Raw genomic sequence first — 16204 nt, forward strand, 5'->3', positions numbered from 1 at the left:
TTGACGGACGGGCACATCATGACCTCGACACCGGCCATCAAGAGCCTCGAACACGGCGCGCGACACGACCCGCGCGCGCCGCTGCTGGCGATCGACGAACTGCCGCCCTATGCGGTCTTCAATCCGGACGGTGCGTCGCCGATCCTGCTGCTGTGCGAGCACGCCTCCAACCGGATGCCGCGCGCGCTCGGCGACATGGGGCTGCCGCTGCACGAGCGTCAGCGCCACATCGCCTGGGACATCGGCGCCATGGCCCTGGCGCAGCACCTGAGCCTCAGCCTCGACGCGCCGCTGTTCTTCACCAACTACTCAAGGCTGGTGATCGACTGCAACCGCCCGCTTTCCGCACCCTCGATGATCCCCGAAATCAGCGAGACGACGGAGATTCCGGCCAACCGAGGCTTGAGCGAGGAAGAACGGCAGCAGCGGATCGATACGCTGTTTACGCCTTTCGCTGACGCCGTCAGCCGCCGCCTCGACCGGCTGGCAGCCGAAGGCAAGCGGCCCTTCGTCGTCGGCATCCATAGCTTCACGCCCGTCTATTTCGGCAAGCCACGCCCCTGGCAGGCCGGCATCCTCTACCGCGACGCGGTCGATTTCGCCGGCTCGCTGATCCGCGAGCTCGCAAGCGAGCCCCAACTGACGATCGGCGACAACGAACCCTACAACATCCATCCCGACGAGGATTACACCGTGCCGGTTCACGCCGATGCGCGCGGACTGCCCGGTGTTCTGGTTGAGGTGCGCCACGATCTGATCGACACGGATGCCGGCGTCGCCGCCTGGGGCGAGCGGCTCACCCGCTGTCTGAAGGTGAGCATCGGGGAAGTTCGGTGACCGCGCTCTATGAAAGAGACAAGGCGGCGATCGCCACCCTGCAGAAACTGCGCTTCTTCCCGCTCGCCGTGACCGGCGGCAGGGGTGCCAGGCTCATGGAGGAGAATGGCCGTGAACTGATCGATCTCTCCGGCGCCTGGGGTGCGGCAAGCCTCGGCTATGGCCACCCGGCGCTTGTCGAGGCGATCTCCGGTGCTGCGGCAAATCCCGCCGGTGCCAGTGTTCTCTCTGCCGCCAACGGACCGGCAACGGCGCTTGCGGAAAAACTGCTCGCTGCCTTTCCAGGCTCGGGCGACAACAAGGTCTGGTTCGGCCATTCCGGCTCCGATGCCAACGAGGCCGTCTTCCGCGCCGTCACCAGGGCTACGGGCCGCACGGGCGTCATCGCTTTCGTCGGCGCCTATCACGGTTGCACCACGGGCTCGATGGCGTTCTCCGGCCACAGCGTCCAGGCGGGCGCGGCCAAGGCCGACGGCCTGCTGCTGCTCCCCTACCCCGATCCCTACCGACCCTATCGCGACGACCCGACGGGCGGCGCGATCCTCGCCGAATTGCGCCAGCGCCTCGAAGCCGCGCCGGAGCAGTTCGCGGCCGCCTTCATCGAGCCGATCCAGTCCGATGGCGGCCTGATCGTTCCGCCGGCCGGCTTCTTCCGGGCATTTGCCGAGATCTGCCGTGGATACGGCGTGCTCGTCGTCTGCGACGAGGTGAAAGTCGGCCTCGGTCGCAGCGGCCGGCTGCATTGCTTCGAGCACGAGGATTTCGTCCCCGACATCCTGACGATCGGCAAGGGCCTGGGCGGCGGGCTGCCGCTCTCCGCCGCGATCGGCCCGGCGCGCATATTGGATTGCGCCAGCGCCTTCGCCATGCAGACGCTGCACGGCAACCCGATCTCCGCTGCCGCGGGCCTGGCGGTCCTCGAAACCATCGAACGCGAAGAGCTTGCGCGGGAGGCGGAGCGCAAGGGTAAACGGCTGCGTCAGGGTCTGCAGCGCCTGGCCGAACGCCATCGCCTGATCGGCGACGTTCGCGGACGCGGGCTTGCCTGCGGCGTCGAGCTCGTCACCGACCATCAGAGCCGAACGCCGGACTCGCGCGAGACGGCAAAGCTCGTCTTCCGCGCCTATGAACTCGGCCTCGTCGTCTACTATGTCGGAATGAACTCGAACGTGCTGGAGATGACGCCACCGCTGACGATCACCGATCAGGACATCGACGCTGCGCTCGATATCCTCGATCGCGCCTTCGACGAGGTGGGCGCTGGCCGCGTCCCGGACGCCGTGCTCACGGACTTCGCCGGCTGGTAGCCTGGCTCGGCGGCAGCGCTGCCGCCGATGACTTTACCAGCCTTCCTCCAGCACCCGCGCCAGCATGTCGGCGAAGAAGTCGGCGCTCTCCCGGCTGAGGCAGAGCGGCGGCTTGATCTTCAGCACGTTCAAATGGTCGCCGGTCGGCTGCATGATGACACCGAGGTCGAGCAGGCGATTGCAGATCGCCGCCGTCTCCTCTGTCGCCGGCAACAGCGTCTCCCGGTCGCGCACGAATTCGACGCCGAGATAGAGCCCCATGCCGTGCACGGCGCCGATCAGAGGAAAACGCTGTCCCAGCGCTTCGAGCCGTGCCTTCAGATGGCCGCCGACGACACGGGCATTCTCCGGAAGCCGCTCTTCCGTGAGGATGTCGAGCACGGTCTGGCCGACGACGGAACTGACGGGGCTGCCGCCGGCGGACGAGAAGAAATACCCCTCCTTCTCCAGCGCTTCGGCAATCTCGCGCCGGGTGATGACGGCGCCCAGCGGATGGCCGTTGCCCATGCCCTTCGCGACGGTGATGATATCGGGCACGACGCCCTGCTCTTCAAAGCCCCAGAAATAGTCGCCGAGGCGACCATAACCGACCTGCACCTCATCGGCGATGCACACTCCGCCGCGTGCCCGCACCATGGCATAAACTGCGTCGAGATAACCCTTCGGCAAGGGAATGCCGCCGGCATTGCCATACACGGGTTCGCAGATGAAGCCGGCAAGCTTCTCGCCGGCGGCGTCGAGTTCGGTAAGCTTCGTGACGACGGAGCGGACGTAGCTATCGGTCGTATCGGCGCCACGGAACTCGCCGCGATAGGTGTTGGGCGCCGGCACCGGATGCACCCAGGCCGGACGGGTCTCGAGTGCCTGCGGATTGTCGGCGATCGAGGTCGACACCGCATCGCTGGCGACGGTCCAGCCGTGATAGGCCTCGAGCAGGCTGACGACGTTGCGGGCGCCGGAATAGGCCCAGGCAAGCCGGAGCGCCAGATCGTTCGCCTCCGAGCCGCTGTTGACCAGGAACACCGTGTCGAGCCCGTCTGGTGCAAGCGCCGCCAGCCGCGTCGAGAATTCGGCGACGGAGGCATAGTGGAAGCGCGAATTGGTGTTGAGCAGCGACCATTGCCGCCCGACCGCGGACGCCAGCCGCGGATGCCCATGGCCAAGGATCGTCACGTTGTTGACCATGTCGAGATAGCTGCGGCCCTCGACGTCGAAGAGGTATTCCTTCCAGCCGCGCTCGATCTGTGGCGGGTGCTGGTAGTAGTTCTTCTGCGGCTTGGCGAAGTGCTGCTGGCGACGGGTTAGCAGCGCTTCGCTGTGCAGTTCCGGCGCATCGCAGTCAAAGCCGAGGACGGCGGCCGGCGACGGACACAGGGCCTTCCAGGCTTCCGCCTGATGCGGCATCACGAAGAGCGGCGGAACGAGGCCGTGCTCGCGGCAAAGCTGCACCCGGATCAGGCCATAGGTCTGCTGCTCGCCCGAGACGACGCCGAGCACGGCACCGGCGGCGACGGTCTCCTCGAGATCGCTGCCGACTTCCACGCCTTCAAGGAACAGGCTCGCCTCGGCTCCGTCCAGAACCAGCAGCCCGTCCTGCCGGATCATGCGCCCCGCAAACGGGGCAACGATCTCGCGGCCCGCTTCCAGGTAGATGTCGACATGCAGCGCCAGCGTCGGGTCGGGCTTCGGCGATCTGAGTTGCGTTTCGGTCATCCGGTACTCGCCGTAGCGGGTGGTCGCGACCCCGATCGCGTGGGCGGCGTGCTGCAATAGCGAGATCGGCAGCCCCTGGTGCTGCCAGCGTTCCTCCGGCAACAGCGGGCTCAGGATCGACAGGTCGATCTGGCGCACGTCGGTCGGCCCGAGCCCCTGGATCAGGTTTTCTCCCGTGACAGGCGTCAACGCGGAAGGGAGCCCTGCCGCCGTCAGGATGGCGTGTTCCATCACCGCCGGCGGAACCGAGGTCGCAACATCGAAGATCTCCCGCTCATGCGCGGCATTGCCCTCGACATAGGCGTTGTCGGGCTCGCGGGAGAGCTGGTGCTCGGAGCTCGCTATGAGCACCGCAGCGCGGGCGACGATCAGCGGCCAGAGCGCCTTCAGTTCCGCTTCGGTCAGCGGGCATGCCGCATGAAACGCCTTGACCGCCGGCAGGATGAACCAGGGGTCGCCATCGGCGTGATGCAGCAGCGACGCGCAGGTGACCGCAAGTTCGGCAACGAGCCACCCCTTCAGGATATCGCCAAAATCGATGACGCCATCCGGGATCGGCCGGCCGGCCGCATCCGGCTGGCTCACCACATTGTCGTCGGTGACATCGTGATGGATCGCCTGGACACGCAGTTCCGCCGTAAGCGGCTGCAGACGCCGCATCGCGCCGACCATAATTTCGGCGATCCGCTTCTTGCGCTGCTGATCCGGCATGTCGGCGAGAAGGTGCAGCACGACGGGACCGGCACGGCGCAGGTCCCATTGCAGCTCGCGTTCAAGCCCGGGATGCTCGAAGTCGTGCAGCGCGGCGGCCAGCCGCCCGGCCAAGTCGCCGAGCGCGGAAACGGCTTCACGCGAGAGATGCTTGCGTTTGGTCAGCGGCTCGCCATCGAGAAAATTCAGCAGGCGGATGCGATAGGCCTGGTCGCGAACGGTAACGCTCTCGATCGCCTCGCCCTTGAGCGAAGGCACCACTTCCGCAACCCGCGCCGAAGTCAACCGCTGGGACAAGTGCTGCAAGGCCGCATTCTGGGCCTCGAGTTCGAGCGCTCCATATTCTGCACGGCAGATTTTCAAGACATAGCGCCGGTCGCCGGTATCGATGCGATAGTTGCGGTCCTGCTGGCTGCCGAGTTCGCTGATTGTGCCTGACAGACCGTAGTGCTCGGCCAGCAGCGCCTGCGCCTCCTCGGCGTTGACATCGGGCCTCGGCAGCTCGGTGCGAAGCTTCAGCGCGTCCTCAACCATATGTCGTCATCCTCCCGTTCGGCGGTCGATCCTCCGAATCGACCGGAATATTGTCGAGATTAGAGCGGGATGAGGAAAAGATGTGCGGTTTTCTGCCGGCGCAGCGATCCCGACCTATTGCGACATGCCTTCGAGCCGATAGCGGGTGCCGGGATAGAGCAGGCGCGCGGTCGTCACATTGGCCGTCTCCGACCAGGTGCGGCGCCGGATCATCAGGCAGGGTTCGTTGCGGTCGATGCCGAGCAGCTTGCATTCCCACGGCTGCGGCGACACCGCCTCGACGATCTGTTCGGTGCGGGTGATCGGCGCCACCGTAGTGAGATAGGCATTCGGCGTCATCGCCTGGAAATCCTGCTCCAGATAGCGCGGGCAGACCGCCGGATTGACGAAACGGTCCTCGATCTGGATCGGCAGGCCGTTTTCCGAATGCACCATGATCGAATGGAAGACACGGGCGCCGGTCGCGAGGCCGAGCGCGTAACCGATCTCGGGCGTCGCCACCTCTTCCTGCAGGAGCGTCATCAGCGACGTGTGGGTATGGCCGCGTTCACTGATCTCGTCGGCGATGTTGCGGACTTCCAGAAGCGCGGTGCTGCCCTTGTGCGCGGCGACGAAGGAGCCGACGCCCTGCACCCGCGTGATCGCGCCTTCGGTTGCGAGTTCCCTCAGCGCCCGGTTGGCGGTCATGCGGCTGACGCCGAGGTCGGCGACGATCTCGTTTTCCGAGGGAATGCGGTGATGCGCCGGCCACTCGCCGCTCTCGATACGGCTGCGGATGAACTGCTTGACCGCCTCGTAGCGCGGCACCGGGCCGTCTTCGAAGGCGGCCATATCGTTCCGTTTTTTGAGTGCCGTCATCAACTCACGCCCCATCTTTCCGGAATGCCGAACAAATCATGCGCATTCGCTCACGAATCTTTTCGTTCATTTCACGCTTGCGCGCCAGCGTAAAATATCTATAGTTCCATATACAACTACGTACAGGAAAATGCACATGGCTAGTTTTCCCGTCAACCGGATCTTTGCAGAACGGGCGCTCCTGCCCGGCGGCTGGGCCCAAAACGTCGCGATCTCGCTCGACGCTTCGGGTCACATTGCAGCGGTCGAAACCGGCAGCGCCGCCGCCAATGGCGACGAGCGTGCGGCCGGACCGCTGATCCCGGCAATCGCCAACCTTCATTCCCACGCCTTCCAGCGTGCCATGGCCGGCCTTGCCGAGGTTGCCGGCAGCGGCGACGACAGCTTCTGGACCTGGCGCGAGGAAATGTATCGCACCGTCGGACTGGTAAATCCCGATGATGTCGAGGCGATCGCCGCCAAGCTCTACATGGAGATGCTGAAGGGCGGTTTCGGCCATGTTGCCGAATTCCATTACCTGCACCATCAGGCCGATGGCACTCCTTATGCCGATCCGGCGGAAATGTCGCTGCGCATTCTCGCCGCCGCCCGCACCACCGGCATCGGGCTCACGCATCTGCCGGTCTTCTACGCCCACGCCAATTTCGGCGGGGTCGCGCCGAACCCCGGTCAGCGACCGTTCCTGCATGACCCGGATCGTTTTCTCGCGCTGCTTGAGCGTCTCGAACCGCTCTGCCGCGAAGGCGGCAATACGCTCGGCTACGCCATTCATTCGCTGCGCGCGGCGACGCCGGAGGAAATGCGCACCATCCTCGATGCGGCACCGGTTTCCGGTCCAATCCATATCCATGTCGCCGAGCAGATCAAGGAAGTCGACGATAGCCTCGCCTGGAGTGGCCGCCGTCCGGTCGAATGGCTGCTCGATGAGATGCCGGTCGACGGGCGCTGGTGCGCCATCCACGCGACGCACCTGACGGAAACCGAGCGGCAGCGTCTGGCGCGTTCCGGCGCCGTTGCCGGCCTCTGCCCCGCCACCGAAGCCAATCTCGGCGACGGCATCTTTCCGGCGGTCGACTTCATGGCCGAAGGCGGCATCTTCGGCGTCGGCACCGACAGCCATGTGGCGACCAGCGTCGCCGAGGAACTGCGCCTGCTCGAATATGGCCAGCGCCTGCGCGATCGTCGCCGCAACCGGCTCGCGACCGGCCCCGGCGCCTCGATCGGCCGGACCATCTTCGACGCCGCGCTCAAAGGCGGCGCCCAGGCTGCCGGCCAGAAGACGGCAGGCATCGCCGTCGGCGCCCGCGCCGATTTCGTCGTGCTCGACGGCAGCAACCCCTATATCGCCGCCGCCAGCGACAACCAGATCCTCGACCGCTGGCTCTTTGCGCTTGGCGGCGAGAGCGTCCGCGACGTCATGGTCGCAGGCGAGTGGAAGATCCGGAACGGACGCCACGACCGGGAAGACGATATCGACCGGGCCTTCGCACGGGTGCTGATGAAACTGAAATAGTCATCGAAGCCAAAACCAAAAAAGGGAACAGCTTAATGTCGATCAACAAACTGAAACTCACGCTTGCCGCCACCGGCCTCGTGCTTGCGGCCTCCGCCGGCAGCGCCAGCGCCTCCTATTGCGGCGACGGCAAGACCGTCACCTTCGCCGGCATCGATTGGGAGAGCGGCGCCTTCATCACCGAAGTGATGAAGACCATCCTTTCCAAGGGCTACGACTGCCAGGTGGACGCGATCCCCGGCAACTCCGTGACGCTGGAGCAGGCGACGGCCAACAACGATGTGCAGATTTTCGCCGAGGAATGGCTCGGCCGCTCGGACGTCTGGAACAAGGCCGTCGAGGAAAAGAAGGTCGTTGCCGTCGGCAAGACCTTCGTCGGCGCCAGCGAAGGCTGGTTCGTGCCGGAATACGTGATCAAGGGTGATGCCTCCCGCAACCTCGAAGCCAAGGCTCCGGACCTGAAGAGCGTGTCGCAGCTTTCCGATGCCAAGATCGTCGAGCTTTTCGCCGATCCGGAAGAACCGTCCAAGGGCCGCTTCCTCAATTGCCCGTCGGGTTGGACCTGCGAGGGCGTGAGCTCCGCCAAGCTCGAAGCCTACAAGCTCGGCGAGACCTATGTGAACTTCCGCCCGGGCACAGGCACCGCGCTCGATTCCGCCATCACCTCGGCCTATCTCCAGGGCGAGCCGATCCTCTTCTACTACTGGTCGCCGACCGCGATCATGGGCAAGTTCAAGCTCGTCCAACTCGAAGAGCCGGCCTACAACGAAGCCTGCTGGAAGGAGCTTTCGAGCGCCAACGGCAAGCGTGACCAGGGCTGCGCCTTCCCGTCGGTGGACGTTTCCTACGGCGTCAACAGCACCTTCGCCGAGGAAGCCCCCGAGATCGTCGCGATACTCGAAAAGGCGACCTTCCCGCTTGAAGCCGTTAACGGCAGCCTCGCCTACATGGCTGACAACAAGGTCGACGCGACGGCGGCAGCCGCCGAGTTCCTGAAGACCAAGGCCGACGTCTGGGGCAAGTGGGTTTCCGATGAAGCCCGCGGCAAGATCGAAGCCAGCCTGAAGTAATCGCGCCTCATCGCCGGTTCGGCTCCCTCGCCGCTTTCAACGCGACGTGAGCCCGGGCTGGCGACTGGCCACATACCCGAGGCAAGCGCCGTCGGCCGCCTTTCTGCGCCCGTCGGTCCGAGCAAGGAACCATCCGATGTTTCCGGATACTCTCAATCTCTCCATTCGCGGGCCGGTGAACGATTTCATCCAGGCGCTGGTCAGCGGCTATGGCTGGGTCTTCAAGGCGATCAGCGGCGTCATCCTGAAAGCCGTTCTGTTCATCGAATGGATCCTGCGCGGCCTGCCCTGGTGGGTCGTCATCCTCATCTTCATGGCGCTTGCCTGGCAGAGCTCCAAGCGCTGGGGCCTGACGGTCGTCGTCGGTGTTCTCCTGTTCTTCGTCGGCGTACTCGGCCTCTGGGACCTGACGATGCAGACGCTGGCGCTGATGCTGATGGCGACGATCGTCTCGGTCGTCATCGGCGTGCCCATGGGCATTCTCGTCGCCAAGAGCCGGGTGGTGCGCAACATCACCCTGCCGGTGCTCGACGTGATGCAGACGATGCCGAGCTTCGTCTATCTGATCCCGGCGCTGATGCTCTTCGGCCTCGGCAAGGTCCCGGCGATCCTGGCGACCATCATCTACGCGGTGCCGCCCCTGATCCGCCTCACCGATCTCGGCATCCGCCAGGTCGACCACGAGGTGGTGGAAGCGGCGACCGCCTTCGGCGGCAGCCCCAACCAGATCCTCTTCGGCGTCGAACTGCCGCTCGCCACGCCGACGATCATGGCCGGCCTCAACCAGACGATCATGATGGCGCTGTCGATGGTGGTCGTCGCCTCGATGATCGGTGCCCGCGGCCTCGGCGAGCAGGTGCTGAACGGCATCCAGACGCTCGACGTCGGCAAGGGACTGGAAGCCGGCATCGGCATCGTCATTCTCGCGATCGTTCTCGACCGCATCACACAAGGCTTCGGCAAGAGCCAGACGGAGGATCCGCGCAATGGCTGATATCGAGATCCGCAACGTCTACAAGATCTTCGGACAGGACTCCAAGGCCGCGCTCGCCATGGCCAAGGAAGGGCTCAACAAGTCCGAAATCCTCGCCCGCTCCGGCTGCAGCGTCGGCCTCAACAATGTCAGCCTGACGATCGGCGCCGGCAAGATCTTCGTGATCATGGGGCTTTCCGGCTCCGGCAAGTCGACGCTGGTGCGCCACATCAACCGGCTGATCGAGCCGACCAGCGGCGAGGTAGCGTTCGACGGCAACAACATCCTGGACCTCGACGCCAAGGCGCTGCGCACCTTCCGCATGCACCGCGTCAGCATGGTGTTCCAGAGCTTTGCCTTGATGCCGCACCGGACCGTTCTGCAGAACGTCGTCTACGGCCAGCGTGTGCGCGGCCTGCCCAAGGCCGAATCCCGCGAGATCGGCATGAAGTGGATCGAGACCGTCGGCCTTGCCGGCTACGATGCCAAGTTCCCGCACCAGCTTTCCGGCGGCATGAAGCAGCGCGTCGGTCTTGCCCGTGCGCTTGCTGCCGATACCGACGTGATCCTGATGGACGAGGCCTTTTCGGCGCTCGACCCACTGATCCGCGCCGACATGCAGGACCAGTTGCTGCAACTGCAGCAGAATCTCGCGAAAACCATCGTCTTCATCACCCATGATCTCGACGAGGCGCTGCGGATCGGCTCGGAAATCGCCATCCTCAAGGACGGTCAGGTGGTGCAGGTCGGCACGCCGGACGATATTCTGGAGCGGCCGGCGAACGATTATGTTGCCCGCTTCGTGCAGCGCCGACAGGGACGACCGGAAGCCCATGACTGAGAGCATAATCCTCGATGCGCCATTGACCTGGAAGGAAATCGCGGCGGTCGCCAATGGCGCCCGGCTCGATCTTTCCGATGCCGCACGGCAGCGCATCGTCCATGCCCGCAGGATTGTCGACGCGCTGGTCGAGCGCGGCATCCGCGGCTACGGCATCAACACCGGCGTCGGCGCGCTCTGCGACGTCGTCATCGACCGCGAAAACCAGCAGGCACTGTCGCGCAACATCATCCTCAGCCACGCCTGCGGCGTCGGCGAGCCGCTTGCCCGCGCCGAGGCCCGCGCCGTCATGGCGGCGCAAATCGCCAACTTCGCCCACGGCTATTCCGGTGTGCGCATCGAAACGGTCGAGGCGTTGCTTGCGCTCCTCAATGCGGATCTCGTTCCGGACATCCCGTCACGCGGCTCGGTCGGCTATCTGACCCATGCGGCCGCGATCGGCCTCGTGCTGATCGGCCACGGAACCGTCGATGACGGCAAGGCCAAGATCGGCGGCGCCGAGGCGCTGTCTCGGCTTGGTCTGGAGCCGCTGCGGCTCGAAGCCAAGGAAGGTCTCAGCCTCGTCAACGGTACGCCCTGTGCCACCGGTCTCGCGGCACTGGCGCTTTCTCGCGCCTCTCGTCTGTTCGACTGGGCGGATGCCGCCGCCGCCATGACCTATGAAAACCTCGGCAGCCAGGCCAACGCCTTTGCCGCCGTCCCCCTGGCGCTTCGCCGCTCCAAGGGGCTCGAAGAGGTCGGGGCATCGCTCCGCGCCTATCTCGCCGATAGCCCGATGCTGGCCGAGACCGCCGGCACACGAACACAGGATCCCCTAAGCCTGCGCGCCGTGCCGCATATCCACGGCGCGGCCCGCGATGCGCTGGTCCAGGTCGCCGAAGTCGTCGACCGGGAGCTCGCGAGCCTCACCGACAACCCGGCCGTATCAGGCACTCCCGAGGCGCCTGAAGTGCATTCGCAGGCGCATGCAGTGGGTGCCGCCCTTGGCCTTGCCATGGACAGCCTGGCGGTCGCCGTCGCAGAAGTCGCAGCCATTTCCGAGCGCCGCATCGACCGGCTCGTCAACCCGCTGGTGAGCGGCCTGCCGGCCTTTCTCGCCGGCGACAGCGGCGTCTCCTCCGGCTTCATGATCGCGCAATATACGGCAGCGTCGCTTGCCGCCGAAAACCGGCGGCTGGCCGCCCCCGCAAGCCTCGACGGCGGCATCACTTCGGCACTACAGGAGGACATCCTCACCCATGCGACGCCGGCCGCCTCTAAGGCGCTGTCGATCGCCGACAATCTCGAAACCATCCTGGCGATCGAACTGCTCTCGGCAGCCCAAGCCTATGACCTGCAGCCGCGCGGCCGCGCCGCACGCACCGACGGCCTCTACCGGCGCATCCGCGCGAAGATCCCGACCTATGCCGACGACCGGCCGCTGAACGGCGACTTCGCGCGCATGCGCGCACTCATCGAAGAGACCATGCCATGAAGATCCTGCGCGCCAGCACCTACAAGCGCATGCCGTGGAAGAACGGCGGCGGCGAGACGGTGGAGATCGCCGTTTTCCCGGAAAAGGCCTCGCTTTCGGATTTCGACTGGCGCGTGAGCATGGCGACCGTCGCCAGCGACGGTCCTTTCTTCGAGCTTCCCCGGGATCGACCGCACGCTCTCCATCCTTCAGGGCAAGGGCATGCGGCTCACGATTGACGGGCGTGAGCCTATCGTGATGACCGCGGAGACGGCACCGCTCCCCTTCCCGGCCGATGTCGCGACCTCGGCGACGCTGGTGAACGGTCCGATCGTCGATCTCAACGTCATGACCCGGCGCGGCAGGCTCGCCCATACGGTTCGGCGCTTGGCGATCGAGCATCCGCGGACCGTGGATGGCACGGCGGAAACAACCCTCGTCCTTTGCCACGGCGGCGCGGTGCGCCTGGCCGCGGCAGAGGAACAAGCCGATCTCGCAGCGGGAGACACGGCGATCCTTGAAGGATCCGCCGCTATCACGATCGAGCCTGTGGCCTCTGCCGTCGTGTTCGTGGTCACCATCGACAAACCGGCGGCGTGATCAGGCCCCGGCTGGATCAGCCTCGGCTGAGATGCAGCAAAGGATAGGGCCGCCCCGCATCATCGACGGGGGAGCGTCCGACCGTCTCGAAACCCAGGCGCTGATAGAACCCGGCACCCGATGCATTCTGCTCATTGACGTCGACCGTCAGCACCGGATGCAGCGCCATAGCGTGTTCGATGAGCCGCCGGCCGACGCCGCGGCCGCGCGCATCGGCGTGGACGAAGAGCGAGTCGATCTGTGCCCCGCTCATGCCCATGAAGCCGAGCGCCTCATCGTTTTCATCAGCCGCAATCCAGAACTCGGCAACCGGCAGATACTGGTCTCGGACCATCGTTTCGATAGCGGCAAAGTCTTCCTGCGTCAGGAAATCATGCGTGGCGACCACGGCGCTACGCCAGATCTCGAAGGTGCGTGGAAAATCGTCAGGACGGGACGGTCGAATGGAAATGGTCATGAAACAATCACTTTAAAAAACGAGGCGCCGATGGGCTTGCATAGCTTCCGGCTCGAGCCGAAGCAGTACGCGAGGCGCCAAGTGGCGAAGATGTCCGGGCGCGAATCCGGTCCGGCACGAGGCGCACACCCTACTCGAGGGCGCGCCGATCGCAAGCCGTTTGGCCAAGTGCGCCTTTCATGCAACGCCGGTTAAGGTTTCGGTAACCATATCCCATGTTCCCCGGGGAACAGCCAAGTTGCCGCCACACGATAGTCTCCATGGCACGGTTTCTACCGACACACATCAACAAACGCAGGGCTCGGAGGACAACGGACATGATCAAAACCGCTTTCGGCGTCAACGTCACCGTACTGGTCTTCTCGATCACCGTGATCGCCATCATGCACTTCGCCCTGTCGCAATATCGCACAGCCGAAATCGCCGATATCACCCTCCCCGACTACTCGACGATCACCTCGTCGATCCACCGCTGAGGCGTATTCCCCTCGTTTGAAGCCACGCCCGGGATCGGGCTGGCTGCAACGGGATCGGCGGAAATCGGGTGGTTCGTCGAACGCCCCAGGATGAGAATGCTCCATCAAACGATGGAGTCCAGCCATGATGCCTCTCCTCAGCCTCCACGCAATCGCCGCCGCACGCGGCGAAGGACTTCGGCCCGAACTGCTCAGCGCAATCACGCAGGAAGGCAGACGCGCCGTTTCCGGCATCGATCGCCTTACGCAACACGCGAGCCTCGAGTGTCTTGATGGCCTTGGCAGCGCTGGCGACGTTAACCTTGATCTGATCGACAGCCCTTGCCCGCTTCCGCGTGCCGAGTTGCGCCGACACTGACAGAAATCCTTCCATTTCGGTGGCCGCTTGCATTGTGATAGGGAACGCCTGCCGAGCCTCTCCGCTCGAACCAGACAATGCTTTTTAGAAAGGTCCCGGAAATGACGGATCCGCAAAACGAACTGAAGCTCAGTGCGTTCAAGCTCCACGAACAGGCGGTCCGCGCTTCGGTCGGCGGCAAACAGCTGGCACTGGATGCCCTCGAACTCGGCGGCGAAATCCTGGTCGTCCTGACGTGGCTGGGCAATTCCGAGAGAGGCCTGCGCAAGCCGGAATATGTTCTGCCCTTGAGCGCGGTGACACACCAGGACCTGAGCAATGATCCGGCCGCAAAATACAAATGGGCCATCGGCGCGCCACTGCCGCAATCGCTCTTTGACGGTAGCGCGTCACGGCAGTTCAGAAGGCAGTTTGGGGTCAAGAGCGGGCCGGCGCTGACCTTGCCGCTGAAGGCGACCAAGCACTGAGGGAGAGCGAGACCGGAACTGCCTGCGCACGAAACCTGCCGGCGTGAAGGCGATAGGCCCGTTGCCGTCGCCTCGCGGTCCGAGATTGGGAAGACAGGGAGATCGCATCATCCGCTGTTGCGGATGTTGTCTGACAGAGGTACCCGGAAATAGTGGGATCAACCGGGAATATCCGGGAATTGGCGGCAACCACCTAGAAATCAAGGCCTTGCGAGCGACGGGCCAGAAAAACCGAGCTCTTCGTTTTTGACAGCCGCGCCGCCCGAAAACAGCCCTGCAGAGGCACTATCAACTGGCAAGCGCCGATCCTTCGAGCTGCTCTCAAAATCCGTGTGAGAACTCCTCAAACCGTCCTCAAACCCCCAGAAAACATGGAATGAGGACTGCCGCCCGTTTGCCGAGATCGGCCTATGTTTAAGCGCAAAACGCCAAGCCGTGGCAAATTGAACATGCAAGAGACTTGCAGGTTGAGCCACAAAGCGGGCCAACTCCAACAAAATCAGCGGTTTCCGGCCGATCGAGACCGCTCTCCAACATGCAAGCTGGCGTCTCCAAAACGAGACTGTTTGCATGTTGCAGATACAGCCGGATTTCGCCACATCAACCGGCATCACCGTACAGTTCGCGGGCGGCCGCGATCACTTCCTCGCTCGCCGCGTCACCAAGGTCGTGCAAATATTCAAGGAATTGATCCGAGCGTTTGAGGCAGAACACTCGCGCCTTCAGTTTCACGCCTTCGCTGACCGACTTCTGTTCGAGTAGGTCTACACACTCGTTGTCCAGAAACATGGCGTCCACATAGGGGCCGTAAACCGAAATTGCTCTGACATCGTTCATCATCCCGCGCCCAGGAAGGCGCTTTTGACCACGGGCGAGACGATCGGCAATGGCTGCATAAAGGTGCGAGGCGACCCAGTGCGAAGGTAACGACTGGAGCTTCTGCCAACTCAGGAACTTTGCAGTCTCCCTAAGAGCCGCATCGGCTGGCACGCCTCGCTTCACAAACAAACGGTTTATCTCGTGAATCAGCAGAACGACGGGCGAGAGGGCCCCGTTCATTAGGTCTCTAGGGTCCTCAGACTGCAACGACGCCGCCACCTTCGACATACTGTCGAAATATGCCCCTATGTACCCAGGTGCGAGCGCACCAAGTTCCTTCTTCAGTGCCTCATCAAATGTAGGTCGTTCGCTCGACCAGCGCTCATACAGTGGCACAAGGTCATTCGCAGCCTTGTCTCGTGCTCGCTTCGTGTCGTCTACGAATGAGGACCAATCTGTCTCAACTGTTATATGAAGGTCTTGGAGCCAAGCGTTTCGATGACCGTGCAGAATGTCGTCGACATCGAGGCTCGGTGGGGCTGGATCTCGGCCCTCAAAGTAGTCGTCGAGGTAACTGAACAACTGCTGTTGCTGGATCTCCGTGGTGCTTTCGAATGACGTATCTCCGCCTAACATCTCGTGAGCGAGACCGAGACCGTTTGCGTCCCGATAAACCATCGTTTCGTCCCGGTGAATGTCAGACGCGGGACATATCACTTGCTGACGCAATAAGGCGCGATCTAGCAACCTGGTCGCCTCAGACCAAAATGCAGCGTGGTGGGCCTTGGGTGCCCGAATGCCACCTTTCGTTTTGTAGATCTCACTAATTGCAAATTGGTCCAGGTACAGGACCTTTTTTTCTACAGATGGCAGCGGGTACTGCGTGCTGACTTTGCAATGTCTGCACCGCCGTGTGAAGGACGACGGCGATATCCAGAGGATGCCAGTCGTGGCTTGTCCACCGCAGCTATCACAATCCTTGAATGGGGGGCGTTCGAACATGGCTGACCTTCAGCTAAACCGCTCTCATAAGTCGCAGATTCTCCCCTTGCGCGCAAATTGGGCGCGACCTAGCTTAGCCCTGCAATTTTAGGGTGCTGAGGAAATTATGCGTATTTGAGTGTTCCGGGTGTCCGTCAGGTCACTCTTCCGTCCGCGCCGCCTCCAGGCGCGTCGACTGGTTCAAACACATAGCCGAACCGTTCGAACATCCTGGC

The 16204-nt window shown here is 63.7% G+C and carries 14 protein-coding genes and 1 pseudogene; 11 read left to right on the forward strand and 4 right to left on the reverse strand.

Going from position 1 to position 16204, the window contains the following annotated elements; all coding sequences use genetic code 11:
- Positions 1–18 precede the first annotated feature (18 nt).
- Together AC1Z3V_RS13860 and AC1Z3V_RS13865 are read left to right on the forward strand one after the other, a co-directional pair.
- On the forward strand, positions 19–837 hold the full coding sequence (locus AC1Z3V_RS13860) for an N-formylglutamate amidohydrolase (protein ID WP_483499784.1): 819 nt from the start codon (positions 19–21) through the stop codon (positions 835–837).
- On the forward strand, positions 834–2144 hold the full coding sequence (locus tag AC1Z3V_RS13865; RefSeq protein WP_483499786.1) for an aspartate aminotransferase family protein: 1311 nt from the start codon (positions 834–836) through the stop codon (positions 2142–2144). Before AC1Z3V_RS13860 ends, AC1Z3V_RS13865 begins: the two co-directional genes overlap by 4 nt.
- A gap of 33 nt (positions 2145–2177) precedes the next feature.
- On the opposite strand, the gene AC1Z3V_RS13870 is transcribed toward AC1Z3V_RS13865, so the two are convergent.
- A complete protein-coding gene (locus AC1Z3V_RS13870; RefSeq protein ID WP_483499788.1) occupies positions 2178–5102 on the reverse strand; it encodes an aminotransferase in 2925 nt (974 codons plus the stop codon).
- Positions 5103–5216: 114 nt separating this feature from the next.
- Positions 5217–5960 (reverse strand): histidine utilization repressor, encoded by a 744-nt coding sequence (gene hutC / locus AC1Z3V_RS13875; protein ID WP_483499790.1) that lies wholly within the window; start codon positions 5958–5960, stop codon positions 5217–5219.
- 136 nt (positions 5961–6096) lie between these two features.
- Between hutC and hutF the strand changes: the two genes are divergently transcribed.
- The 6 genes and pseudogenes from hutF to AC1Z3V_RS13905 all read left to right on the forward strand — a co-directional run bounded on the left by hutF (position 6097) and on the right by AC1Z3V_RS13905 (position 12410).
- The gene (hutF, locus tag AC1Z3V_RS13880; RefSeq protein WP_483499792.1) at positions 6097–7473 is read left to right on the forward strand and encodes a formimidoylglutamate deiminase; all 1377 of its coding nucleotides are present in this window, start codon (positions 6097–6099) and stop codon (positions 7471–7473) included.
- 35 nt (positions 7474–7508) lie between these two features.
- Positions 7509–8543 carry an ABC transporter substrate-binding protein gene (locus AC1Z3V_RS13885; protein ID WP_483499794.1) on the forward strand — a complete coding sequence of 345 codons (1035 nt, stop codon included), beginning with the start codon at positions 7509–7511 and terminating at the stop codon, positions 8541–8543.
- Between the two features lie 136 nt (positions 8544–8679).
- Positions 8680–9537 (forward strand): ABC transporter permease, encoded by an 858-nt coding sequence (locus AC1Z3V_RS13890; protein ID WP_483499796.1) that lies wholly within the window; start codon positions 8680–8682, stop codon positions 9535–9537.
- Positions 9530–10357, forward strand: coding sequence for a quaternary amine ABC transporter ATP-binding protein (locus AC1Z3V_RS13895; protein ID WP_483499798.1), 828 nt, complete (start codon positions 9530–9532; stop codon positions 10355–10357). The genes AC1Z3V_RS13890 and AC1Z3V_RS13895 overlap by 8 nt, the downstream gene beginning before the upstream one ends.
- On the forward strand, positions 10350–11831 hold the full coding sequence (locus tag AC1Z3V_RS13900) for an HAL/PAL/TAL family ammonia-lyase (protein ID WP_483499799.1): 1482 nt from the start codon (positions 10350–10352) through the stop codon (positions 11829–11831). Before AC1Z3V_RS13895 ends, AC1Z3V_RS13900 begins: the two co-directional genes overlap by 8 nt.
- Positions 11828–12410 (forward strand): annotated as a pseudogene (locus AC1Z3V_RS13905) (HutD/Ves family protein). The gene AC1Z3V_RS13900 and the pseudogene AC1Z3V_RS13905 overlap by 4 nt, the downstream one beginning before the upstream one ends.
- Before the next feature lie 16 nt (positions 12411–12426).
- Here AC1Z3V_RS13905 and AC1Z3V_RS13910 read toward each other — a convergent pair.
- A complete protein-coding gene (locus AC1Z3V_RS13910) occupies positions 12427–12867 on the reverse strand; it encodes an acetyltransferase (protein ID WP_483499801.1) in 441 nt (146 codons plus the stop codon).
- A 317-nt stretch (positions 12868–13184) separates the two neighbouring features.
- Here AC1Z3V_RS13910 and AC1Z3V_RS13915 point away from each other — a divergent pair, with 317 nt between their 5' ends.
- The 3 genes from AC1Z3V_RS13915 to AC1Z3V_RS13925 all read left to right on the forward strand — a co-directional run bounded on the left by AC1Z3V_RS13915 (position 13185) and on the right by AC1Z3V_RS13925 (position 14168).
- The gene (locus AC1Z3V_RS13915) at positions 13185–13343 is read left to right on the forward strand and encodes a hypothetical protein (protein ID WP_483499802.1); all 159 of its coding nucleotides are present in this window, start codon (positions 13185–13187) and stop codon (positions 13341–13343) included.
- 124 nt (positions 13344–13467) lie between these two features.
- Positions 13468–13701, forward strand: coding sequence for a hypothetical protein (locus AC1Z3V_RS13920; RefSeq protein ID WP_483499803.1), 234 nt, complete (start codon positions 13468–13470; stop codon positions 13699–13701).
- Positions 13702–13802: 101 nt separating this feature from the next.
- The gene (locus tag AC1Z3V_RS13925; RefSeq protein ID WP_483499805.1) at positions 13803–14168 is read left to right on the forward strand and encodes a hypothetical protein; all 366 of its coding nucleotides are present in this window, start codon (positions 13803–13805) and stop codon (positions 14166–14168) included.
- 600 nt (positions 14169–14768) lie between these two features.
- Here AC1Z3V_RS13925 and AC1Z3V_RS13930 read toward each other — a convergent pair.
- Complete coding sequence (locus AC1Z3V_RS13930; protein ID WP_483499807.1) at positions 14769–15665, reverse strand: hypothetical protein; 897 nt, start codon at positions 15663–15665, stop codon at positions 14769–14771.
- Positions 15666–16204 lie beyond the last annotated feature (539 nt).

The organism is Ensifer sp. 38_S197 (assembly GCF_056924495.1).

Excerpts from the sequence above, each read along its gene's own strand:
- AC1Z3V_RS13860 (WP_483499784.1), top strand. The coding sequence starts at position 19 with ATGACCTCGACACCGGCCATCAAGAGCCTCGAACACGGCGCGCGACAC.
- AC1Z3V_RS13870 (WP_483499788.1), bottom strand. The coding sequence starts at position 5,102 with ATGGTTGAGGACGCGCTGAAGCTTCGCACCGAGCTGCCGAGGCCCGAT.
- hutC (WP_483499790.1), bottom strand. The coding sequence starts at position 5,960 with ATGACGGCACTCAAAAAACGGAACGATATGGCCGCCTTCGAAGACGGC.
- hutF (WP_483499792.1), top strand. The coding sequence starts at position 6,097 with ATGGCTAGTTTTCCCGTCAACCGGATCTTTGCAGAACGGGCGCTCCTG.
- AC1Z3V_RS13885 (WP_483499794.1), top strand. The coding sequence starts at position 7,509 with ATGTCGATCAACAAACTGAAACTCACGCTTGCCGCCACCGGCCTCGTG.
- AC1Z3V_RS13890 (WP_483499796.1), top strand. The coding sequence starts at position 8,680 with ATGTTTCCGGATACTCTCAATCTCTCCATTCGCGGGCCGGTGAACGAT.
- AC1Z3V_RS13895 (WP_483499798.1), top strand. The coding sequence starts at position 9,530 with ATGGCTGATATCGAGATCCGCAACGTCTACAAGATCTTCGGACAGGAC.
- AC1Z3V_RS13900 (WP_483499799.1), top strand. The coding sequence starts at position 10,350 with ATGACTGAGAGCATAATCCTCGATGCGCCATTGACCTGGAAGGAAATC.
- AC1Z3V_RS13910 (WP_483499801.1), bottom strand. The coding sequence starts at position 12,867 with ATGACCATTTCCATTCGACCGTCCCGTCCTGACGATTTTCCACGCACC.
- AC1Z3V_RS13915 (WP_483499802.1), top strand. The coding sequence starts at position 13,185 with ATGATCAAAACCGCTTTCGGCGTCAACGTCACCGTACTGGTCTTCTCG.
- AC1Z3V_RS13920 (WP_483499803.1), top strand. The coding sequence starts at position 13,468 with ATGATGCCTCTCCTCAGCCTCCACGCAATCGCCGCCGCACGCGGCGAA.
- AC1Z3V_RS13925 (WP_483499805.1), top strand. The coding sequence starts at position 13,803 with ATGACGGATCCGCAAAACGAACTGAAGCTCAGTGCGTTCAAGCTCCAC.
- AC1Z3V_RS13930 (WP_483499807.1), bottom strand. The coding sequence starts at position 15,665 with ATGGTTTATCGGGACGCAAACGGTCTCGGTCTCGCTCACGAGATGTTA.